At 66.8% G+C, this 20,160-nt stretch carries 24 protein-coding genes; 8 read left to right on the forward strand and 16 right to left on the reverse strand.

Translation table 11 applies throughout. From position 1 onward, the window contains the following. Nucleotides 1-251 precede the first annotated feature (251 nt). Entirely contained in the window at nucleotides 252-980 is a 729-nt protein-coding gene (locus AU193_RS03760) for a L,D-transpeptidase (RefSeq protein WP_064421015.1), read from the forward strand. Between the two features lie 13 nt (nucleotides 981-993). On the opposite strand, the gene AU193_RS03765 is transcribed toward AU193_RS03760, so the two are convergent. From AU193_RS03765 to AU193_RS03785, 5 genes are all read right to left on the reverse strand, one after another. Continuing rightward, nucleotides 994-1,668, reverse strand: coding sequence for a sterol desaturase family protein (locus AU193_RS03765; RefSeq protein ID WP_064421016.1), 675 nt, complete (start codon nucleotides 1,666-1,668; stop codon nucleotides 994-996). After that, nucleotides 1,665-2,387: a FadR/GntR family transcriptional regulator gene (locus AU193_RS03770; RefSeq protein WP_064421017.1), complete on the reverse strand. Its 723-nt coding sequence runs from the start codon at nucleotides 2,385-2,387 to the stop codon at nucleotides 1,665-1,667. The genes AU193_RS03765 and AU193_RS03770 overlap by 4 nt, the downstream gene beginning before the upstream one ends. A gap of 51 nt (nucleotides 2,388-2,438) precedes the next feature. Next, nucleotides 2,439-2,810, reverse strand: a complete 372-nt coding sequence (locus tag AU193_RS03775; RefSeq protein ID WP_064421018.1) for a nuclear transport factor 2 family protein — start codon at nucleotides 2,808-2,810, stop codon at nucleotides 2,439-2,441. Between the two features lie 11 nt (nucleotides 2,811-2,821). Beyond that, nucleotides 2,822-3,241 (reverse strand): lipoprotein LpqH, encoded by a 420-nt coding sequence (locus tag AU193_RS03780; protein ID WP_064421019.1) that lies wholly within the window; start codon nucleotides 3,239-3,241, stop codon nucleotides 2,822-2,824. Between the two features lie 335 nt (nucleotides 3,242-3,576). Beyond that, entirely contained in the window at nucleotides 3,577-4,821 is a 1,245-nt protein-coding gene (locus tag AU193_RS03785) for a cytochrome P450 (RefSeq protein WP_064421020.1), read from the reverse strand. A gap of 249 nt (nucleotides 4,822-5,070) precedes the next feature. Here AU193_RS03785 and AU193_RS23030 point away from each other — a divergent pair, with 249 nt between their 5' ends. Next, the gene (locus AU193_RS23030; RefSeq protein WP_156425103.1) at nucleotides 5,071-5,661 is read left to right on the forward strand and encodes a hypothetical protein; all 591 of its coding nucleotides are present in this window, start codon (nucleotides 5,071-5,073) and stop codon (nucleotides 5,659-5,661) included. 89 nt (nucleotides 5,662-5,750) lie between these two features. On the opposite strand, the gene AU193_RS03795 is transcribed toward AU193_RS23030, so the two are convergent. The 4 genes from AU193_RS03795 to AU193_RS03810 form a co-directional block, all read right to left on the reverse strand. Further along, nucleotides 5,751-6,884 carry a nitronate monooxygenase gene (locus AU193_RS03795; protein WP_064421021.1) on the reverse strand — a complete coding sequence of 378 codons (1,134 nt, stop codon included), beginning with the start codon at nucleotides 6,882-6,884 and terminating at the stop codon, nucleotides 5,751-5,753. A gap of 44 nt (nucleotides 6,885-6,928) precedes the next feature. Then, complete coding sequence (locus AU193_RS03800; protein ID WP_253867599.1) at nucleotides 6,929-7,285, reverse strand: VOC family protein; 357 nt, start codon at nucleotides 7,283-7,285, stop codon at nucleotides 6,929-6,931. 80 nt (nucleotides 7,286-7,365) lie between these two features. Next, complete coding sequence (locus AU193_RS03805) at nucleotides 7,366-8,142, reverse strand: HAD family phosphatase (protein WP_064421023.1); 777 nt, start codon at nucleotides 8,140-8,142, stop codon at nucleotides 7,366-7,368. Nucleotides 8,143-8,154: 12 nt separating this feature from the next. After that, nucleotides 8,155-9,231, reverse strand: a complete 1,077-nt coding sequence (locus tag AU193_RS03810) for a diacylglycerol kinase (RefSeq protein WP_064421024.1) — start codon at nucleotides 9,229-9,231, stop codon at nucleotides 8,155-8,157. A 75-nt stretch (nucleotides 9,232-9,306) separates the two neighbouring features. On the opposite strand from AU193_RS03810, the gene AU193_RS03815 reads away from it, so the two are divergent. After that, a complete protein-coding gene (locus tag AU193_RS03815) occupies nucleotides 9,307-10,041 on the forward strand; it encodes a glucose 1-dehydrogenase (RefSeq protein WP_064421025.1) in 735 nt (244 codons plus the stop codon). A 5-nt stretch (nucleotides 10,042-10,046) separates the two neighbouring features. On the opposite strand, the gene AU193_RS03820 is transcribed toward AU193_RS03815, so the two are convergent. Next, complete coding sequence (locus AU193_RS03820; RefSeq protein ID WP_064421026.1) at nucleotides 10,047-10,433, reverse strand: PaaI family thioesterase; 387 nt, start codon at nucleotides 10,431-10,433, stop codon at nucleotides 10,047-10,049. A 58-nt stretch (nucleotides 10,434-10,491) separates the two neighbouring features. Here AU193_RS03820 and AU193_RS03825 point away from each other — a divergent pair, with 58 nt between their 5' ends. The 3 genes from AU193_RS03825 to AU193_RS03835 all read left to right on the forward strand — a co-directional run bounded on the left by AU193_RS03825 (nucleotide 10,492) and on the right by AU193_RS03835 (nucleotide 12,813). After that, nucleotides 10,492-11,751 carry a competence/damage-inducible protein A gene (locus AU193_RS03825; protein WP_064421027.1) on the forward strand — a complete coding sequence of 420 codons (1,260 nt, stop codon included), beginning with the start codon at nucleotides 10,492-10,494 and terminating at the stop codon, nucleotides 11,749-11,751. Nucleotides 11,752-11,809: 58 nt separating this feature from the next. Continuing rightward, the gene (locus tag AU193_RS03830) at nucleotides 11,810-12,517 is read left to right on the forward strand and encodes a 2OG-Fe dioxygenase family protein (protein WP_064421028.1); all 708 of its coding nucleotides are present in this window, start codon (nucleotides 11,810-11,812) and stop codon (nucleotides 12,515-12,517) included. 74 nt (nucleotides 12,518-12,591) lie between these two features. Next, a complete protein-coding gene (locus tag AU193_RS03835; RefSeq protein WP_064421029.1) occupies nucleotides 12,592-12,813 on the forward strand; it encodes a hypothetical protein in 222 nt (73 codons plus the stop codon). Between the two features lie 12 nt (nucleotides 12,814-12,825). On the opposite strand, the gene AU193_RS03840 is transcribed toward AU193_RS03835, so the two are convergent. The 3 genes from AU193_RS03840 to AU193_RS03850 are packed head-to-tail and all read right to left on the reverse strand — an operon-like array spanning nucleotide 12,826 to nucleotide 14,910. Further along, on the reverse strand, nucleotides 12,826-13,749 hold the full coding sequence (locus tag AU193_RS03840) for an alpha/beta fold hydrolase (RefSeq protein ID WP_064421030.1): 924 nt from the start codon (nucleotides 13,747-13,749) through the stop codon (nucleotides 12,826-12,828). 37 nt (nucleotides 13,750-13,786) lie between these two features. Then, nucleotides 13,787-14,635 (reverse strand): hypothetical protein, encoded by an 849-nt coding sequence (locus AU193_RS03845; RefSeq protein WP_064421094.1) that lies wholly within the window; start codon nucleotides 14,633-14,635, stop codon nucleotides 13,787-13,789. Between the two features lie 35 nt (nucleotides 14,636-14,670). After that, nucleotides 14,671-14,910 carry a hypothetical protein gene (locus AU193_RS03850; protein WP_064421031.1) on the reverse strand — a complete coding sequence of 80 codons (240 nt, stop codon included), beginning with the start codon at nucleotides 14,908-14,910 and terminating at the stop codon, nucleotides 14,671-14,673. A 144-nt stretch (nucleotides 14,911-15,054) separates the two neighbouring features. Here AU193_RS03850 and AU193_RS03855 point away from each other — a divergent pair, with 144 nt between their 5' ends. Next, on the forward strand, nucleotides 15,055-16,686 hold the full coding sequence (locus tag AU193_RS03855) for a fatty acid--CoA ligase (RefSeq protein WP_064421032.1): 1,632 nt from the start codon (nucleotides 15,055-15,057) through the stop codon (nucleotides 16,684-16,686). Nucleotides 16,687-16,783: 97 nt separating this feature from the next. Then, a complete protein-coding gene (locus tag AU193_RS03860; RefSeq protein WP_064421033.1) occupies nucleotides 16,784-17,293 on the forward strand; it encodes a hypothetical protein in 510 nt (169 codons plus the stop codon). Nucleotides 17,294-17,305: 12 nt separating this feature from the next. On the opposite strand, the gene yaaA is transcribed toward AU193_RS03860, so the two are convergent. From yaaA to AU193_RS03875, 3 genes are all read right to left on the reverse strand, one after another. Next, entirely contained in the window at nucleotides 17,306-18,049 is a 744-nt protein-coding gene (yaaA, locus tag AU193_RS03865) for a peroxide stress protein YaaA (RefSeq protein ID WP_064421034.1), read from the reverse strand. A 31-nt stretch (nucleotides 18,050-18,080) separates the two neighbouring features. Beyond that, nucleotides 18,081-18,572, reverse strand: coding sequence for an NlpC/P60 family protein (locus tag AU193_RS03870; protein ID WP_064421035.1), 492 nt, complete (start codon nucleotides 18,570-18,572; stop codon nucleotides 18,081-18,083). A gap of 253 nt (nucleotides 18,573-18,825) precedes the next feature. Next, a complete protein-coding gene (locus AU193_RS03875) occupies nucleotides 18,826-19,962 on the reverse strand; it encodes an alkaline phosphatase family protein (RefSeq protein WP_064421095.1) in 1,137 nt (378 codons plus the stop codon). Nucleotides 19,963-20,160: the final 198 nt, after the last annotated feature.

A 20,160-nucleotide genomic window follows, 5' to 3' on the forward strand; every position in this document is an offset into this window, starting at 1 on the left:
CCTCTGACCGCGTGAGACGGTGTGCTGCACGCCGGTGGACGCCACCTCTGCGGGATGTTGCTCGCGACCGACCGACACGCCAGCTCCGGGTGGGACCGACTGGTGTGAAACGTTCTGAGCAGCACGTTCGATAACCGTCGTGAGGCGAGCTCGACCTGCGCTGTGACATGCAGGCTCCGGGCCCGCTTTGCGACTGCCGGGGGGAACTCCACGAGACGAACTAGGATGCAAGTGTGCTGAAGCTACGAAACATGCTCGCAGTGGCGAGCCTCGCGGTGCTCACCGTCGTCTATGCCCCGACAAGTTCAGCGGGCGTCACAACGCCTACTGCTGTAGCCAGCATCCAGCCCGCAGGCCAGACGGTCGGGGTAGCGCATCCGATCACGGTGACGTTCAAGCAGCCCATCGCGAACCGGGCCGCCGCCGAGCGCGCCTTCGCCGTGGCCGCGCCGGGAATGCCCGCCGGATCTCAGACCGGAACTTTCGCCTGGCTCGATGACCGTGTACTGCAGTGGACTCCGGAACAGTTCTTCCCGGCGCATTCGACGATCACGGTCACCGCGGGGAACACCAAGGCCAGCTTCCAGACCGGCTCCACGGTGCTCGGGGTCGCCGACATCGACGCCTACACCTTCACCGTCAGCGTCGACGGCGAAGTCATGCGCGAGATGCCCGCGTCAATGGGCAAGCCGGGGTTTGCGACACCCAGGGGGTCGTTTTCCGTACTCGCGAAGGAGAATCCGGTGATCATGGATTCCCGCACCATCGGCATTCCGCTGGACGATCCGGAGGGCTACAGGCTCACCGTCTACTACGCCGTCCGCATCAACTCGGGTGGTGTGTACGTACACTCTGCACCTTGGTCGACGGACTCGCAGGGGTACGCGAACGTCAGCCACGGCTGCATCAATCTCAGCCCGGACAACGCGGCGTGGTACTACGACATGGTGAGCATCGGCGACCCGGTCATCGTCCAGTAGCCGACCGACACGGTCACGCCGGAGCCCCGGCATGGAGACTCTTCGCTGTCGGCGAGTTCTCCACCGCGGCCGGGTCGGGGTATGTGCCGAGCACCCTGTCGGCCGTCCCCGAACTGGTCACGGTGAACCAGTAATGCTCGTTCTTGAAGTGATGGTGCCGGTGGTTGCGCCAGATCGCCCGATAGAGAGCGGTTTTCGGTTTGTAGTCGCTGTGGATCAGATAATGCGTCCACTCGTAGGCCAATCCGAGAGCCCCCATGCAGACGAGGTATGTCAACCCCATACCCAGCCGCGGAAAGGCCAGAAGGCCGACGGCGAGCGTCAACGGCAACACCCACGTGGCCAACGACTTCCACGGGATGAAGATCAACGGGACGTCGCGCGGATCGCTGTGGTGCGCGCGGTGTTCTCGGGCCAGCAGTGGGTCGATCGTCAAGGGCCCGAGTCGTTTTGGCCTCCAGTGCAGGATGAAGACGTGGAGAATCCATTCGAAGAACGGAAACAGCGCGAGCATCACTACCGGAACGATGGCATCGGTGATCTGCCAGTCGCCGACGGCGATGCGGGCCACCACCGCGGTGACGAGGGTGACGCCGATCATCCAGGGGGAGGGGTGTTTCCAGAATTGGCCGAGCGCATCGGTGAGGGTGAACCCCCTGCGGGCACGGCGTGTGACTGTGGCTGTCACAGCTGTTCCTTCAGATCGTCGAGGGCGTGCAGAAGTGCCGCCGTCGCCGGTCCGAGAAGGTTCTGGGCGGCCTGTCGGGCCCGCGGCGGATCGCTCGCGGTGATCGCATCGGCCAGGTCCCGGTAGGCCTGCGGCCTGCCGACCTCGTCGGCCATCACCGCCGCCAATGCGGGCAGCGCCGGTTCGTAGGTGGCCCGCAGGGTGTTGTACATCAGCCGAAAGGCGATCGAGTCGGCGCCGTCGACGATGTGGTCCCAGAACGTCAGGGCGTGGCGTTGCCGGGCGACGGGATCGTCCTCCGCGGTCAGATCCCGCAATGCCTGATCGAGCGCTTCAGCCAGATCCGAACCGGTGCGTTCGGCGGCCAATTCGGCGACCTTGGGACCGTTGTGCAGCCGCGTCTCCAGGATGCTCCTTACGACGGACAGGTCGAGTTCACCCGCCCGAATGAGCAGCCGCGGAAGCAGATCCAGACCCGCGTGGCGACGAAAATCGCGCACCGTGGTCGCATCGCCCTGTCGCACCTCGACCAGTCCCGCTGCGGTGAGTCGCTTGAGCGCCTCCCGAACGGCGGGTCGGGAGACGCCCAAGACCTCCGCCAGTCTGCGCTCGCTGGGCAGGGACTCGCCGGGTTGCATGGCCCCGCTGAGCACCTCAGACACGATCTGCTCGAACACGTCCTCGGGGACGGAACGACGGTTCACCGGTTGCAGGGCCATGCGGCAAGGGTGCCACCCGACAGGCCAGAGGTCAAGTGGTCAGACCGGTGGTCAGGATTGGGTGAGCCGCTCCTTCATCCTCTCGGCCAGGCTCAACGTCGCCGACAACGGGCGCACCATGACGGTGAGTTCGGCGATCGCTCCGTTCGCATCGGTTCGGATGAAGTCGCATCCTTCGATGTCCTTGTCGCCGACCTTCGCCTGGAACACCAGCGCGTGATCCCGAGCGTCGGCCGCTCCGATCTCACGGACGTACCGGAAATCTTCGAAGACCTCCATCACCGCCGCGAGGATCTTTCGCAGCGCATCGCGCCCCTCGTATGGCGTGAAGACGACGGGACTGCGGAACACGATGTCGTCGCGGCACAACGCGATGACGGCATCGAGGTCCCCGGCCTCGACCGCCCCGCGAAACTCGTGCATGAGCCGAAGCCTCAGCAGCTGGCTTCGATGCGGAAGGTGGCAGTCACCGCGTTACTGGGATTGTCGGTGAACGAACCGTCCGCCGAGCCGGTGATGGTGAACGTGCCGCCGTCACCCTGCACCTCGGCCTCGCCGATGTTTCCTTGCCAGAAGTTGCCGGTGAAGCCCCCGAAGTCGCGGAAGCTGACCGATTCGACGGTGACCTTGTCACCGGTGCCGACCGTGGCCGTGAAGCCCTTGTTCTCGTTGGGGGTTTCGATCGTCCACATCCACCCGGACTGGGTGCACAACACCGCATGCGGTCCGCCCGTGCTCTGACCGTTGATGGTCACCTTCGCGGTTGTCCCACCGAGTGCGGCGGGCGGCGTGGAGCAGCCCGCAACCCCGGCAACAACAATGGCTGCGCCCACCGCAACGAGTCGGATGTCCATGACGCCAGACTCTATTGGTGTTTGCGGCCGCACATGCGCTGTTCGGCCGGACTACGATCCGGCGTGTTCCGGAGGGCCCGGACGGGACGGACCGTAGGCAAGTTCTGCCCCCGATGGACAACTTACGGTCCGGTCTTGCGAACAAGACCCGGCTTGGTAGTCGACCCCGTCCGGGTGGAACCAGGCACCCGTCTCTTTCAGGTGCCGAAGTCAAGGTATCGATGCTCGGCGCCCGCTCGCGTCCGCCGATCGGACACTCCTGCGGTGGAGGAGTGGGTCCACCGATCGGGGGAACGCGTCACGGCACTCGGTACGGGGCGGCGACCCGCCCCCGACTACTGACCGCCGGCGCCGACGTAGTCGACCCGCCAGTGCTTGATGCCGTTGAGCCAACCGGACCGAAGTCGCTCGGGCGGAGCCAGAGGCCTCAGGTTCGGCATCTCGTCGGCTATCGCGTTGAAGATCAGATCGATCGTCATGCGGGCCAGATTCGCGCCGATGCAGTAGTGCGCGCCGGTACCGCCGAATCCGACGTGCGGGTTGGGATCTCGCAGGATGTTGAACGTGTAGGGGTCGTCGAAGACCTCTTCGTCGAAGTTGGCCGACCGGTAGAACATGACGACCCGGTCGCCCTTCTTGATCTTCACGCCGGACAGCTCGGTGTCCTCGAGCGCGGTCCGCTGAAATGACGTCACGGGGGTGGCCCAGCGCACGATCTCGTCGGCGGCGGTGACGGGCCGTTCCCGCTTGAAAAGGTCCCACTGGTCCGGGTATTCGGTGAACGCCATCATGCCCTGCGTGATCGAGTTCCGCGTGGTCTCGTTGCCCGCGACCGCGAGCAGGATCACGAAATAGCCGAACTCGTCGTCGGTGAGCTTGTGCCCCTCCACGTCGGCTTGCACGAGCTTGGTGACCAGATCGTCGCCCGGCTCCTTGCTGCGCTCTGCGGCCATCTGCATGCCGTACATGATCAACTCGACCGAGGCGGCGGTCGGGTCGTTGCGGGCGTACTCCGGATCCTGGTCGCCCACCAACTGATTCGACCAGTGGAACAGCTTCATCCGGTCTTCCTGCGGGACGCCCATCAGCCCCGCGATGGCCTGCAGCGGAAGCTCAGCCGACACCTGCTCGACAAAATCACCAGAGCCGTCGGCGGCGGCCGTCTTGACGATTTCGGCCGCGCGCTCGCGGAGCTCGGCGCGCAGTGATTCGATCGCGCGCGGAGTGAAGGCCCTCGAGATGATCTTGCGTAGATGCGTGTGATGCGGGGCGTCCTGGTTGAGCAGAACCACCTTGCCGCCCTCGATCGATTCCGGATCGGCGTCGTCGCGGTAGCGCGGCAGCGCGGTCTTCTTGTTGCTGGAGAAGATGTCGCTGCGCCTCGAAATCTCCTTGACGTCCTTGTGCCGGGTGACCACCCAGAAGCCGTCGTCACCGAAGGCACGATTACCCTTCGTCTGCTCGTTCCACCAGATCGGCGCCACCTTGCGCAACTCGGCGAGTTCCTCGACCGGTAGGCGTTCGGTGTAGATGTCTGGGTCGGTGAAATCGAATCCGGGTGGAAGGTTCGGAGTCGGCATGATGCATCCCTCGGTGACGTCGTCTAGTGCCCCCTCCGCATTGCTACACCACTGATAGGGCCGGGTGAGTCGGGTTCGGGAAAGTCCGACGAAAAGGGAAGTGGAACGTGTTCTCTGTGTCGCGGTATTTGACCTCTTCGTCACGACGAGCACTCCTGTAACAATTCTGCGACACTGTTCGAACCAGAAGAGACGCCGTCGACGGGCCGGTGATCCGGTCCCGAGCGGTAACCCGGGAAGGGGGCAGCGGTGAGGATCGTCATCAACCCGAAGAACCTTTCACTGCTGGGCGCGGGGCTGACCGCGGCGCTGGCAATGACGGCCGCGCCGCAGGCTTTCGCCGAACCCGCCTCTCCGGTTCCTCCGCCACCGCCACCGCCCGACAGCGCACCGGTTCTGGCAGCCGCTGCGCCGGCGCCCGCCCCGCTGGTGGCACCCGCATCCGCACCTGGTCCGTTGGCGTTGACGCACCCTGTGCCCGCGGCGCCACCCCCCGCCGAAGCACCGGCCGCTCAACCCGGGCCCGTGCCACATCTCGCGAGCCCGGAGACGCTGCCGCCGGGTACCAAGCTGGACCCGACCGGCAGGGGTAACGAGAGCCCGAACATCAGCTACCTGAAGGATTTGTGGCACGCCGTACAGAGCCAGGAGATCAGCGGTAAGGAAGCCTTGATCATGGGGCTTGCGCAGCGCGGTATGAACACGCCCTATCCGAATCAGGCTCCGGCACCGAATGTTCCGCTCGCGCCGCCCGGTCCGGAGCCCGCGCCGCCGCCCGCTCCGCCGGCCCCCGCCGCTCCCGCCGCTGCGCCGGCCCCCGCCGCTGCGCCGGCTCCCTAGCGGCACACTCGATCCGCGCAGCGAGTGCGCACCGAGTGATTCCGGTGTAGTCCGTGGCGATCACGGCGACCGACTACACCGCCGCCGGATCAGACCGAGGCCGCCTCGTTGATCTCGTCGAGTCTGCCGGTCGCCTCCAGATATTCCTGCACCCAGCGTTCGATCACCGTCGCGGTCTTCTCGACCTTGGTGAACTGCCCGACGACCTGACCGATCGGGTTGAACGCCACGTCGACCGACTCGTTCGGGTACTTGTGGGTCGCGGCCACCGCCATCCCGGAAACCATGTACTGCAGCGGCATTCCGAGTGGCTTGGGATTGTTGGGATCCTCCCACGCCTCGGTCCACTCGTTGCGCAGCATCCGCGCCGGCTTGCCGGTGAACGACCGGCTGCGCACGGTGTCCTTGCTGGTGGCCTTGACGTACGCGGCGTGCTGCACCGGCGTGTTCTCCGACTCTTCGACCATCACCCACTGCGAACCGGTCCAGGCGCCTTGCGCGCCGAGCGCCAGCGCGGCCGCGATCTGCTGGCCGCTGCCGATGCCACCCGCGGCCAGCACCGGCACCGGCGCGACCTCCTTGACGACCTGCGGCCACAACACGATCGAGCCGATCTCACCGCAATGCCCGCCGGCCTCGCCGCCCTGGGCGATGATGATGTCCACGCCGGCGTCGGCGTGCTTGCGCGCCTGGGACGGCGACCCGCACAGCGCGGCGACCTTACGGCCTTCCTCGTGGATGTGCTTGATCATGTCGGCGGGGGGAGTGCCGAGCGCGTTGGCGATCAGCGTGCACTTGGGATGCTGCAGCGCGACCTCGACCTGCGGGGTGGCGGTGGCTTCGGTCCAACCGAGAAGTTGCAACGCGTCGTCGTCGCTGTGCTCGACCGGCACGCCGTGATCGGCGAGGATCTTCTTGGCGAAGTCGATGTGCTCCTGCGGGACGAGGTCGTTGAGCGTCTTCTTGAGCACCTCCGGGTCCATATCGGCGGAGTCCATGCCCTCGTACTTGTTCGGGATCACGATGTCCACGCCGTAGGGGTGGTCGCCGATGTTCTCGTCGATCCACTTGAGCTCGATCTCGAGCTGTTCGGGGGTGTAGCCGACGGCGCCGAGCACACCGAAACCGCCGGCCTTGCTGACCGCGACGACCACGTCCCGGCAGTGGGTGAACGCGAAGATCGGATACTCGATGCCGAGGTCGTTACAGATCGGGGTGCGCATGCCTGCTCCTTGGGTCGGCCGCTCAAATTGGAACGTGTTCTAGTTTAGTACGCGTCGAGGTCCTGTACGAAAGAGACCTCGTTGCCGTCCGGATCGAGGACGTCGACGACCCTCACCAGGTCGGCGATCACGACGACCTCTCCGGTTTCGATACCCCGGTCCGCCAACTCGGCGATCTGCGCGTCGAGGTCGTCGACACCGATGCGGACCGCCGATCGGCCCGCCCGCGCATGATCCTCCATGAGCTGCAGCCAGGCGGTCGCGGCGATCTGCCACTCGGCGACGCCCTCGATCGGTTCGAGATCGGGCTCACGGCCGATGACATCGCTGTACCACGACCGGGCGGCGGCGTAGTCGCCGGTGGCGACGACCGCGGCGACATCGTTGAACTTTCCGGTCACGCCCAATCCTTCGCCGAGACTTCGCTTTATGACGGGATTCGGGCCAATTACATCAGAAACCGCAGGCTCGGGGCGCGCGGTCAGTCGTATCCGATCAGCCGTCGCAACGACGCCCGCCTGCGGTTGCTCGACCCCTCGACCTGCAGCACCGGCCACCCGTGCTCGGCCGCCGTCGCGGCCAGTCCTGGACGGGGGTTCACCGGCCGCGGATTGCCGACCAGTGCCATCAACGCGACGTCCTCGTCGCCGTCGGCGTAGAAGTAACTACGTTGCAGCTCAACGTCATTGGCCTCGCAGAAACGCTGCACCGCGGTCGACTTGTTGGCTCCCCAGATGACGGGCTTGGTGATCCGGCCGGTGAGTAGCCCCGCTTCGTCGACCTCGAAGTGGTTGCAGAGCACGTGGTCGATCCCGGTGAACCGGGCGACGGGTTCGGCGTGGATGGTCAGCGCCGAACTGCTGAGCACGACGGTGTGACCGCGCTGCTGGTGCGCCTGGACGATCTCGTGCATGTAGGGGAACACGCGCGCCGCCACCCGCTCGACGAAGAGCCGCTCGCCGAGTCGGTCCAGATCGGCGAGGGACTCACCGCGCAGATAACCCGCCGCGCGGGTGAGAAGCCGCTCGAATTGCATGCGGCCCAACCGGTATCGCAGCGACGCTTCGACCACCCCGAGCACTTCACCGATGCGCGCCTGCCTGCGTCGGATGCGGTCGGCCGCGTGCGCGGTGGCGGTGAACCCGTCGACCAGCGTGCCGTCGAGGTCGAAGAACGCGCCGACGCGGGGATCCTGCGGGCTCGCGGCCACTTCGGCTACAGCGTCCACGGGGTTGGGTACCGTCGGCTGCAGGCTCATAACGCGTTCAGCTTACTGAGCCGCGTACAACCCCTTGCCCGTCACGAGCGGCATGTCGAGAGTGGTCCGGATGCCCGGCGCGGCCGCGACCACATCGGGGATCGCGTTGACGATGCGGCCGGCGGCGGCCAAGATCGCGGCGTAGTTGTGGTCGCCGTTGCGACTGGTCGGGCAGATGTCCATGACGTAGGACGGTTCGCCGGTGATCTCGACGCGGTATGAACCGCCCGGTTGTGCGGGCTGGGCCCAGTCCGGTCGTAAGTCGCCGCGCAACCGGGTGACGTGCTCGACGACGATCACCGGCCGGTCTCCGACCATGCCTTCGATCTGGAAGCGCACCGCCGCCACAGTGCCCTTCTTGATCGTGCCGACCGCGACGTCGAAGTCCTCGGGCGCCGGTTCCTGTTCGACGCAGTCGCGGATTTCGTCGACCTCGATGCCGAGGCCCGCGGCGAGCTGCCGGATCGCGGTACCCCAGGCAATGCTCAGCACGCCCGGCTGATACAGCATGGGCAGGTCCCCGATCTGGTTGCCGAACCCCATCACGTCGAACATGACGGTGGCGCCGTCGTAGCTCGCGTAGTCGGCGATCTCCATCGTGCGGACCTGTTCGATGCTCTGACATGTCCCGGCGAGCGCGAAGGGGAGCAGGTCGGTCACGAAGCCCGGATCGACACCGGTCATGAAGACCGTCGAATTGCCTTCCCGCGCAGCCTCTTCGACACGTTGGATGTACTTGTCGGGGATCACCTGCCACGGGTACTGCAACACGCCGAGACCGGAGCCGACGACGTCGATGCCCGCCGCGAGGATCCTGCGAACGTCGGCCATCGCGTCGGGCAGCCGGGTGTCGCCCATCGCGCAGTAGACAACGCACTCCGGTGCGGCCGCGATGATCGCGTCGAGATCACCGACCGCGGTCACCCCGGTGGTGACGTCGAGGCCCGCCAGCTCGCCGGCGTCTTTGCCCACCTTGGCCTCCGACGAGACCCACACCCCGATGAGCTCGAACCGCGCGTCGTTGATGAGTTGTTTCAGTGCGAGGCTGCCGCAGTTGCCGGTTCCGATGAGCGCCACCCGAATAGCCATAGCGAGCAGTATGCGGGCCGGCCGACGAAATTGGAACAGGTTCTAGTTCTCTCGGGTGCGGTAGCCTGACGCCCCATGGGACGTGTGGACGACAAGGTGGCACTCATCAGTGGCGGCGCTCGGGGTATGGGGGCCGCCGACGCACGCGCACTGGTCGCCGAGGGCGCCAAGGTGGTGATCGGCGACATTCTCGACGAGGAAGGCAAGGCGCTGGCCGACGAGATCGGTGAAGCCGCGCGCTACGTTCACCTCGACGTCACCCAGGCCGACCAGTGGGAGGCGGCCGTCGCCACGGCGGTGAATGAATTCGGCAAGCTCAACGTGTTGGTGAACAACGCGGGCACGGTCGCGCTCGGGCAGATCGGCCAGTTCGATATGGCGAAGTGGCAGAAGGTCATCGACGTCAACCTCACCGGCACCTTCCTCGGCATGCAGCATTCGGTCGAGGCGATGAAGACCGCGGGCGGCGGATCGATCATCAACATCTCCTCGATCGAGGGCCTGCGCGGCGCGGTGATGGTGCACCCCTACGTCGCCTCGAAATGGGCGGTGCGTGGCTTGACCAAGTCGGCGGCCCTGGAACTCGGCCCGCACAATATCCGGGTCAACTCGGTGCACCCGGGCTTCATCCGCACGCCGATGACCAAACACTTCCCGGACAACATGCTGCGGATCCCGCTGGGCCGACCCGGTCAGCCCGACGAGGTCGCGACGTTCATCGTGTTCCTGGCCAGTGACGAGTCCCGATACTCGACCGGGGCGGAGTACGTCATGGACGGCGGGCTCACCAACGACGTCCCGCACAAGTAGCGAAGTCAGTCGACGGCGGCGAAGTTCACCGTGGCCGTCGCTCCGACCTCGTCGTCGTTGCCGCGGTAGATGTCGACTTGGACGACCACGGAGCGTTTCCCCGTCCGCAGGATCCGCGCGACGGCCCTGGCGGGCCCGATCTTGATGGGCCGCAGATAGCGGATGAACAGATCCGTGGTGGCGATGGCATGGCCGAACGGGGTGGCCCGCGCGGCGAGTTGTCCCGCGGTCACGTCGGCCATCGTCGCGACCAAGCCGCCCTGCAAGCCGCCGGCGGTGTTGGTGGTGCGCTCGTCGACGGGCATCTCCATCGTCACGGTGCCCTCGGGCGACGGCACCTCCGTCAGGCCGAGTTGGTCGAACAACTCGCGAAGCGACTTGGGTGCCGTCATGGGTAACGACATTACCGTCGTGCATCGCCACCGTGTCGGGTGCGTAATGTCGTAGCTCGTGAGCGCACGCGCGGGCATCGTCGTCACCGGTACGGAAGTCCTCACCGGGCGGGTACAAGACCTCAACGGACCCTGGCTCGCCGACCGACTGCTGGAGTTGGGTGTCGAACTGGCACACATCACGATGTGCGGTGACCGGCCCGGCGACATCGAGGCGCAGCTGCGCTTCCTGGCCGGCGAGGGGGTGGACCTCATCATCACCACCGGCGGCCTCGGACCCACCGCCGACGATATGACCGTCGAGACCGTGGCACGGTTCAGCGGCCGAAAGTTGGTGTTGGACAACCGGCTCGAGGAGACGATCGCCGGCATCGTGTCGCGGCTGATGGCACGCTTCCCGGATGTCGACGCCGAGGCGATCCGGGCGGCCAACCGTAAGCAGGCGCTGATCCCCGAGGGCGCCGAAGTCATCGATCCGGTGGGTACCGCGCCGGGTGTGGTGGTCCCCGGCGCGCCGACGGTCGTCGTGCTGCCCGGCCCACCGCGCGAGTTGCAGCCGATGTGGCCGCTGGCGTTGCAGACCGCTGCGGTGCAGAACGCGATCGCCGACCGCACGGTGTACCGCCAGGAGATGGTGCGGATGTTCGGTCTTCCCGAGTCCGGTCTGGCCGACACCCTGCGCGACGCCGAGCGCCGAATCGACGGCTTCGCACGTCTCGAGATCACCACCTGCCTGCGCCGCGGTGAACTCGAGGTCGTCACCCGTTATGAGCCCGAGGCCGCCGAGACATACGCGGAGCTGATGGCGCTGCTGCGCGATCGGCACGGCGATGCGCTGTTCTCCGAGGACGGCTCCCGCGTCGACGATCAGGTCGCACGGTTGCTGACCGGGCGTCGCATCGCGACGGCGGAGTCGTGCACGGGCGGGCTGCTGGCCGCGCGGTTGACCGACATCGCGGGGTCGTCGGCGTACGTCGTCGGCGCGGTGGTGGCCTACGCGAACGACGCCAAATCCGAACTGCTCGGCGTGGACCCCGCGCTGATCGAACAGCATGGCGCGGTGTCCGAACCCGTCGCCGAGGCGATGGCCGACGGGGCGCTTAGCCGGTTCGGCGCCGACACCGCGATCGCGATCACCGGGATCGCCGGGCCAGGCGGCGGCACCGACGAAAAGCCCGTGGGCACAGTATGTTTCAGTCTGAAGCTGGCCGACGGCAATGTGGTGACACGATCGCTGCGGATGCCCGGTGACCGAGCCGACATCCGCGAACGGTCCACCACGGTCGCGATGCACCTGCTGCGCCGCGCCCTGAGCTGAGGGTTGCGTCGTTCATCCGACGTTCATCCGACGTCGGCGGGGGTAACCCCGGTACGAGATGACGCGAGTTCGGCCCCGGTTGATCACCGACGGGACTTATTTGATGGCCCCGGCAGAGCTCGATGCGAGCTTGGGGACTGACCGGCAGGCGTGGGAACGGTTCAACAGGCATTGGGACGATCTGGTGGCCGACCCTTATGCCGCCGAGTTGGGTACCTGTCGGCTGCGACGCTACGGGCGGTTCCTGTTCACTCCGGTGGACGACGCCATCGAACTCCTCGGCCACGACGGGTTCGTCCAACCCGAGGACTCCAACTCGCTTTATATCGACCGCAGCCGCCACTTCGAGCCCCTGACCGCCTCCTTCGTCAACGATCCTGTCCTGCAACGCTTTCTGCGGTACCTCGGCGAGATGGCCACGATGCTGGAGGACCTGCCGCGCTGGAGTGTGAAGGTCACCCCGTTTCGGGTTCTCGCTTCGGTGTCCGACGGTGGTGAGCCGACCCCGGAAGGCGTGCACCGCGACGGCGTCATCCTGGTTTCCTCCCTGTTGGTCGCACGCGACAACGCCGTGGGTGGGGAGAGTTCGGTGATCGGTGCCGACGGCCGCCGTCTGTTGTCGACGACATTGAGCCAGCCGGGCACGCTCCTGCTCGGCGACGACCGTCGTACCCTGCACGGTGTGACGCCCATCCGCCCAGTCGATCCCTCCAGGCGGGCACGCCGCGACGTCCTCGTCGTCACGTTCGCCGCACCAGAGCACTGATGCGCGTCCGCAGCCTCCTGCAACGTTGCCATGCTGATCGGCTAACGTACGGGTCCGACACAGGAGGAGTACCGATGGCGGAGAATGCGCGCGAGGAGATGTCCGAACGCGCCGTAGAGGCCGGATGGCACCGCAGGGACGCGGACCGTACCGACTACTACACGCGCAGCCCGGTGCGTATCCACGTGATCTGGCGGGGGAACGACGCCATCAGCGGCGGCGCGCTGTACCACGACGACATCCTGATGGCCTACACCCGGGATCTGGGGACCGTGTCGGGCTGGTTGAAGCGCTGAGCTGACGCGCCGTCAGGGGCGCTGGCTCTCGTATTCGTCCCACACCTTCATCGTCGTCTGCAAGATCTCCTCGGCGCGGCCCAGGCCGGCCAGGTGGCTCTCCCCGGGCATCGGGTACAACTCGGCGTCCTGAAGCCTCGAGACGACGTGCTCGCCATGCCTGAACGGAACGATGTGATCGGCGTCGCCGTGCCACCACCGCACCGGCACCGTGATCTCGTCGAGCCGAAAGCCCCAGTCGCGGGCGAACACGACGATGTCGGAGAACGGTGCGGCCAGTTGTTTGCGGCTGCCGTTGAGGAGGTCGTCGAGGAACATCGCTTTGATCTCCGGCCGGGCCAGCAGCCTGCGGTCGGCCTCGGGTGACACTCGGCCGTACAGATCGGCGACCGGGGAAGCGACCGGCTTGATGAGGCGGATCAGCGCCGAGGCCACCAATCCGATCGGAATCCCCGCGTACTGCAGCAGCGGCGCGACGCGCGTGCCGAGGTTGCCCATCAGCCCACCGGGGATCGCGTCGGGGCCGACGGTGGGGGCGACCCCGCCGATCACGCCCGCCACAACCACGCGGTCCGGCATCGCGGCCGCGCACCCGAGCGTGTACGGTCCGCCACCGGACAGCCCCACGACGGCCATCTTGTCGATGCCCAGCGTGTCGGCGATCGTGCGGAGATCGTGGGCGAAATCGCCGACCCGCTCGTAGCGATGCGGGGTTGAGGAGCCGATGCCGGGCCGGTCGAGGCCGATCAAGCGGATGTTCGCCTTCTCGGCGAAGATGCGCGCCTCCATCGGGATCTGACGACGGGCCCCCGGGGTGCCGTGCAGCCAGAAGACGGCGCGGCCTTGCGGGTGGCCGAACTCGGCGAATCCGATGCGGCGGTCCTCACCGACAGCGACGTTGCCCTCGAGCTTGGGGCGGGCGATTGCGACAAGCATGGCGGAAGTGTCTCATGACGCCGCGACGGTCTTTCGGCTATACCACCCGAAATACGTAGGCCGCCGCGGTGGTGACTCGGTCGTCGACGCCCTCGTCGTGCATCAGCACCCGCACCGCGACGGTGCCGCCGGAGCCGCGCACCGGTTCGGTGTCCACCCGGAACGGGCCGACCTTTCCGCGGGCCATGAACATGACGTGGCAGGACACCCCGTGCAGACGGTCGGTTCCCGCGGCGGCGGCCGCGGCCTCGATGGCGGCGGTCTCGAGGATGACGAACTGCGGTCCGACGTGCAGCGCCGCGTCGGGCGACGCCACCTCGGCCGATAGCTCCGGCAGCCCCCAGCGGCCGTCGGGTCGGCGGCGGCCACCAAACACCTGCCACAGCGGCGGCAGGTCGGGCGAGTCGACGATGTGGAGAGGATTGGCTTCCATTCGTTCCAACCCCTCGGGTGGGACGCCGATGCTGACGCCCTGCCCCTCGATCAGGGCGAGTACCCGGTCCGGGTTGTCGGCGTCGACGATCTTCGCGCGGCTGTAGCCCATCTGGCGCCCGACCCGCAATTCCTCGGACACCACCTCGAAGCATCCGACATCCCGGCCCGGGTCGAGGATCTGGCAGGAGTGGATGACCGGGTTCGGGACCGCCTCCAGGTCGGACATGTGCCCGCTCTCGGGCGCCGAGATGCCCAGGACCGCGAACAGCAGCCCACCCGCGGCGTCGCGCATATCGCGGCGCACGGTGACGGTGTTGTCCTCCTCGACGAGGTCCATCTGCGCGTAACTGCGACCGATGTAGCGATAGCTCAGCAGTCCGCCCCAGCGCCTGCGCAGTTCCTCTGCATACTCCTCGGGCGAATCGGACAACTCGCGGATATCGCGCAGCACGCGTACTCCCATCTTCAGGTGACGCCGGCGGCGGTTTACAGCAGTCGGCGGGGCGATACTTCCATCTGGTAACCGGCGGGGAACGTCATCTCGATCACCCGCAGTTCGTCGTGGGCCTTCGACTCCAGTTCGAGGACGACGCATCCCTCGCCGAGGTCTTTGGCCTCCAACACCGTGTAACGCTGACCGCCACCGTTGACATCGACGACAGGGTCTCCTGAGCGCAGTGCCTCGACCGCTACCAGGCCGGGGGCTTTTGCCGGGTGTGTTTCCACCCGACCAACGGTAGGCCAGACCGTCCGGGCGCTCGGTGGTTTCAGCCGACCCAGATGCCAACGACGCGATACGCGGTTCCCCGTCGAAACGCCGAGACGTGGACCATCATGTCGGTATCGAGCCAGCCGCACCGGGAGATGCCCATGGACAGCACGATGCAGGACTTCCCGCTGACCCTGACCACGATCCTGCAACACGGTACGGGGTGGCACTCCAGCCGCAAGGTGATCACCGCGACGCCCGACGGTTCGCGCGAGATCAGCTACGGCGAACTCGGAACCCGGGTGGCCCAGTTGGCCAACGGGCTGCGTGAGCTCGGCGTCACCGAGGGCCAGCGGGTCGCCACGTTCATGTGGAACAACCAGGAACATCTCGAGGCGTACTTCGCCGCGCCGTGCATGGGCGCGGTACTGCACACCCTCAACATCCGTCTGGGTGGAGAGCAGGTCGCCTTCATCGCCAACCAGGCAGAGGATTCCGTTGTGCTCGTGGATGTGTCGCTCGCCGCGTTGTTCGCACCGATCCTGCCGCAACTGACTTCTGTGCACACCGTGGTCGTCGTGGGGGAGGGCGACATCTCCGAGCTCGCCGGTGCGGACCGCACGGTGATTCGCTACGACGATCTCATCGCCGAGCAACCGCTCGAGTACGACTGGCCACATCTGGACGAAAAAAGCGCCGCGGCAATGTGTTACACCAGCGGCACGACCGGCAATCCGAAAGGCGTCGTCTACAGCCACCGGTCGGCGTATCTGCACTCGATGGCGGTGTGCTCCGCCAACGGCATCGGCCTGGTCGACGGTGACCGCGTGTTGACGGTCGTGCCGATGTTCCACGCCAACGCGTGGGGTCAGCCGTATGCGTCGGTGATGGCCGGCGCGGATCTGCTGCTGCCCGACCGGTTTCTGCAGGCCGCCCCGCTGGTCGACATGATCGAGCGTCACCGCCCGACCGTGTCGGCGGCGGTACCGACGATATGGAATGACGTGCTCAACTATCTGCACGCCAACCCGGATAGGGACATCTCGTCGCTGCGGACCGTCTGTTGCGGCGGGTCGGCGGTGCCGCTGGCGATGATGAAGGAGTACCAGGAGCGTTTCGGCGTGGTGATCCGGCAGGGCTGGGGCATGACGGAAACCTCTCCGCTGGCGGCCATTGCGACGCCACCGCCGGAAGTCACGGGCGACGAGCACTGGACCTTGCGGGCGGCCGCGGGACGCGTGATGTGCGGCGTGCAGATCCGCATCGTCGACGACAAGGGCGCAGTCCTGCCCAGTGATGGGAAAGCTGTGGGCGAGATCGAGATTCGCGGCCCGTGGATAACCGGGTCGTACTACCGCAACGCCGACCCGACCAAGTTCGACGACGGGTGGCTGCGCACCGGCGACGTCGGAAAGATCGACCCCCAGGGTTTCATCACGCTGACCGACCGCGCCAAGGACGTGATCAAGTCCGGAGGCGAGTGGATCTCGTCGGTCGAGTTGGAACTGCGCATCATGGACCACCCGGCCGTATACGAGGCCGCGGTCGTCGCAGTGCCGGACGACCGGTGGCAGGAGCGGCCGCTGGCGGCGGTTGTCCTCGGTGACAACGCGTCCGTCACCCCGGAGGAATTGCGGAAACATCTGAGCGACAACGTCCCCCGCTTCTGGTTACCGGAGCGCTGGGCGTTCATCGACGAGGTGCCCAAGACCAGCGTCGGCAAATTCGACAAGAAGTTGATCAGGGCGCGGTACGCGGACGGCGCCTACGACGTCGTCGAGTGCCGCGACTGATCGTCATCGCGCCGAACACCCGGCGAACCGGTCCGGCACGGCTGTCGGGTGGTTTACCGTAACGACGATGGTCAATTACTTGGCTACAGCACCGCGGATGAGGAACGGGGAGGAAGACATGCGCCGATCGATCCGACTGATGGCCTTGGCCGCCGCGCTCGCGACCGCGGCGCCCCTCGGGTTACTGACCGCCGGCATCGCGTCGGCAAGGGAGACCTTCGTTCCGATGAACCAAATCTCGCGGCGATGCGATTTCAGCGAGACCGACTACAACGGGCCGACCGGTTATGCCCGGGCCACAAGCGTCGTCCGCACGTCCGGCTCGAACTTGTCCGCGGAAGTCACGATGGACACCGCCATTCCGAACATGCGCTACGACGTCCGCCTCATCCAGGTTCCCCGACCGTCGTCCGCGCCATGCCTGGGCGGCGATCCCGGTGTTGCGGCGGGGGTGCTCCAAATCGACGGCGTGGGCCACGGCCGCGTGAGTGTTCAGGACAGCATCGAGCCGGGAGCGACGGGAGCATGGGTGTGGATCACGCGCCCGGACCCGTTCTCGCAGAATCCCGCGGAGTTCTACACCAGCGACGTGGTCGTCAAATTCTGACGGACTGCGCGCTCAAGCGACGACGACGGTCAAGTCGTCTCCGCTGCGTTCCACCCGCATACCCGCGCGCCGGGCTGCGGCGGCAACCGCGGCCGCGTCGGCCGGTTCGGATCGCGTGCTCGCCAACACGCGGGCGAGCCGGCCCTTGTGCGCCTTGTTGAAGTGAGTCACTACGCTGCGACGCCCGTTTGGATGCTCAGCGACGACGTCCACGCGGACCGCGTCGGGAAGCCGACCGAGCCCGGCGTATGGACCGGACCGGAGGTCGACGACCAGGTCGTCGGCCGCCCAGCCGGCGAGCACGGGTTCAAGCAGGGGGCGCCATCGCGTGGCCAGTGAAGGTTGTCCGGGAAGCTTCGATGTCGCCGAGAGCCGATACGCCGGGATCGGATCGTCGGCGCGCAGCAATCCGAACAATGCGGAGCCAACGGCCAGCCGTGCCCGTGCACGCGACGCCGCGGCTCCGCGCAGCGATCCGACGTCCAGGGCGTCGTAGAGCACACCGGTGTAGCGGCTGATCGTCGGCATGGTCGGCGCGACACGCAACTGCGCGTTGCGATCGATCTCGGCATCCTGCGAGACGGAGAGCCCCAGGGCGCGCCGGCATGCCGGCCGGTCGGCGGCCAGTTCCACCAGCTCGTCGAGCAGTTCGGCGCGTAGTGGCCCGAGCTCGGGCGAGCTGAGCGACTCCGGCCGCAGGGGCGGCCCGGAACCGCCGACTCGTTTGGTCTCCGAGGGCGGAAGCAGCACGATCACGCCGCAGAGGCTATCCGGGCGCGGGTCGCGCTCAGGCCGGAGGCATCGGAGCCGGTGGCAGCGGTGCGAACGGATCGGCCGGCGGAGCGGGCTGATGGCCGGCCATCATCACCACCGGCGCGGACGGCGCACCGGGAGCCATGGGCTGCTCAGGCGGCACCGGCAGGAACATGTGGTTGGTGAACTGGTCCTGGTAGGCGCCACCACCGCCGATCTTCACGCCGCCGCCCTCACCGGAGGAGACCGGCGTGCCGTCGGGCAGGGTGGCCGCGGTGTGGCCGCTGTTCCAGCCGACCACCAGTGCACCCGGCTGGGTGCCGTACTGGAACCCGCGCTCGAGCAGGGCGCGCTCGATGTTTCCGGTGTTGAACCGGTCGCCGTAGACGGGTCGACCGGTCGCTGCATTCGTCACCCAGGACACCAGGCCCGAGCAATCCGTACCGGCAGGGGAGTCGCCGCCGGATACGTACGGCGTGCCGGACACCTGGTTGACAAGCGTCAAAAGCGTGGCAATGGCAAACACGCGGTCGGACGCTACAAGTCTGCGGAGAGGCCCACCAAATTCTGTGACAACGTTCACAGCCTGGCGGTTCTATTACGTGCTTCACGAATAGCGTTGTGGAAGCATGCTTTTGAAGTCTTCTTAGCAACGTTGATTACCACTGGACGAATTCGGCCGCGCAGCAACCGAATTGCTGCTGCGATACGGGATGTATGTGCGAATCATGCTGAGTGACAGTGGATCCGACTAGCACGACGAGAGCCGCGACAGCAGCTCAGCCGAACGCCAACAGCAACGGAACCGTCTGTTCAGCGAAGGTGAGTGACCCGTGGTGTCCGATCAGCGCAGATTCCAGCGGCTCGATGCTTCGCCGCACGATCGCCGCAGTGCCGCGGGCGGCGGCCACGACATCGCCGATCCGGGGCCGAACGTCGTCGCTGACCTGCGGGCCGAACCAGCCGGCTGCGATGGCTTCGTCCCGCGAGAGCACCCACGCCCGATCACCCAGCACGGCCCGCCATGCTGCGAGCACATCGTCCTGGGAATCGTCCTCGATATAGACGTGCCGAGCCCGCGCCTCTCCGGCGATCGCCGCCACACCGTCAAGCAGCGCGGGGGTGGCGTCGACGTCGACCGTCTCGCTCGGGGAGACCTCGACCATCCCGTGGTCGGCCACCACGGCCAGTAGGCCGCCTGGCGGCAGCGCCTCGACCACGCACTCGATGAGTGTGTCGATCTGCCGCAATTGCATGCGCCATTGAGGCGACCCCGGCCCGTACAGGTGGCCCAGCATGTCGAGTTCGGCGTGGTACCCGTAGCAGAATCCGCCGCCTGTCAGCGTCGTCTGCACCGCGGCGGCGAGATCACCGAGCGCATGGACACCCACATACCGCCCGCCGCGCAGCACGGCGCGGGTGAGGCCGGAGCCGGTGAATTGGGCGCCGGAGATGACGTTGACAGCGACGCCGGCCGAGGTGGCGCGCTCGAAGGTGGTGGGCAGCGGTTGCACCTGTTCGGGGATGACGGTGCCACGAAGGTCCTGGCCCCAGGGGTGCGGGCGCCATCGCAGGGCGTTGATGACGCCGGCGTCGGGCACTCGGAACGAATAGCCGACCATCCCGTGCTCGCCGGAGCGGTGGCCGGTGCCGATCGCCGCCAACCCCGCCGCGGTGGTGGACGGAAATCCGACCGTCAAAGTCCTGCCCCGCAGCGACGCCATCGTTGGCGCATCGGTGGCGTACCGGTCGAGAAGTTCGGCACCCAAGCCGTCGATCAGCAGGACACAGGCCCCGGCGAGGTCACCTGGTAGTTCAAGGGAGTTGTGGAAGCCGGCTGCGCCCATCGCCGACAGAACCGACGGCACGACATCAGCGAGGTGGGGCAGCGTGCGATCCGGCGCGGGCAGGGCCACGAGCCGAGCCTGCCACACCACAGGCCCGCCTTTCATTGCCAGCGCAAAAACCCAGCTCAACGGTTCTTTACCGGTTCTTGACCGCATGTTGAATCGCCCTTTTGACGATGGCAATGTGACTACGCTTCAACAGGTGGAACTGGGGGTTTTGGGACCTCTCCAGGTCCGGCAGTACGGGCTGCCGGTCGCCATCCCCGG

Source organism: Mycobacterium sp. GA-1285, from assembly GCF_001499905.1.
GTDB lineage: Bacteria > Actinomycetota > Actinomycetes > Mycobacteriales > Mycobacteriaceae > Mycobacterium.

What these genes read in the sequence shown, in the direction of transcription:
- AU193_RS03760 (WP_064421015.1), top strand. Translation starts at nt 252, where the DNA reads ATGCTCGCAGTGGCGAGCCTCGCGGTGCTCACCGTCGTCTATGCCCCG.
- AU193_RS03770 (WP_064421017.1), bottom strand. Translation starts at nt 2,387, where the DNA reads ATGGCCCTGCAACCGGTGAACCGTCGTTCCGTCCCCGAGGACGTGTTC.
- AU193_RS03775 (WP_064421018.1), bottom strand. Translation starts at nt 2,810, where the DNA reads ATGCACGAGTTTCGCGGGGCGGTCGAGGCCGGGGACCTCGATGCCGTC.
- AU193_RS03780 (WP_064421019.1), bottom strand. Translation starts at nt 3,241, where the DNA reads ATGGACATCCGACTCGTTGCGGTGGGCGCAGCCATTGTTGTTGCCGGG.
- AU193_RS03785 (WP_064421020.1), bottom strand. Translation starts at nt 4,821, where the DNA reads ATGCCGACTCCGAACCTTCCACCCGGATTCGATTTCACCGACCCAGAC.
- AU193_RS03795 (WP_064421021.1), bottom strand. Translation starts at nt 6,884, where the DNA reads ATGCGCACCCCGATCTGTAACGACCTCGGCATCGAGTATCCGATCTTC.
- AU193_RS03805 (WP_064421023.1), bottom strand. Translation starts at nt 8,142, where the DNA reads ATGAGCCTGCAGCCGACGGTACCCAACCCCGTGGACGCTGTAGCCGAA.
- AU193_RS03810 (WP_064421024.1), bottom strand. Translation starts at nt 9,231, where the DNA reads ATGGCTATTCGGGTGGCGCTCATCGGAACCGGCAACTGCGGCAGCCTC.
- AU193_RS03815 (WP_064421025.1), top strand. Translation starts at nt 9,307, where the DNA reads ATGGGACGTGTGGACGACAAGGTGGCACTCATCAGTGGCGGCGCTCGG.
- AU193_RS03820 (WP_064421026.1), bottom strand. Translation starts at nt 10,433, where the DNA reads ATGACGGCACCCAAGTCGCTTCGCGAGTTGTTCGACCAACTCGGCCTG.
- AU193_RS03830 (WP_064421028.1), top strand. Translation starts at nt 11,810, where the DNA reads ATGACGCGAGTTCGGCCCCGGTTGATCACCGACGGGACTTATTTGATG.
- AU193_RS03835 (WP_064421029.1), top strand. Translation starts at nt 12,592, where the DNA reads ATGGCGGAGAATGCGCGCGAGGAGATGTCCGAACGCGCCGTAGAGGCC.
- AU193_RS03840 (WP_064421030.1), bottom strand. Translation starts at nt 13,749, where the DNA reads ATGCTTGTCGCAATCGCCCGCCCCAAGCTCGAGGGCAACGTCGCTGTC.
- AU193_RS03855 (WP_064421032.1), top strand. Translation starts at nt 15,055, where the DNA reads ATGGACAGCACGATGCAGGACTTCCCGCTGACCCTGACCACGATCCTG.
- AU193_RS03860 (WP_064421033.1), top strand. Translation starts at nt 16,784, where the DNA reads ATGAGGAACGGGGAGGAAGACATGCGCCGATCGATCCGACTGATGGCC.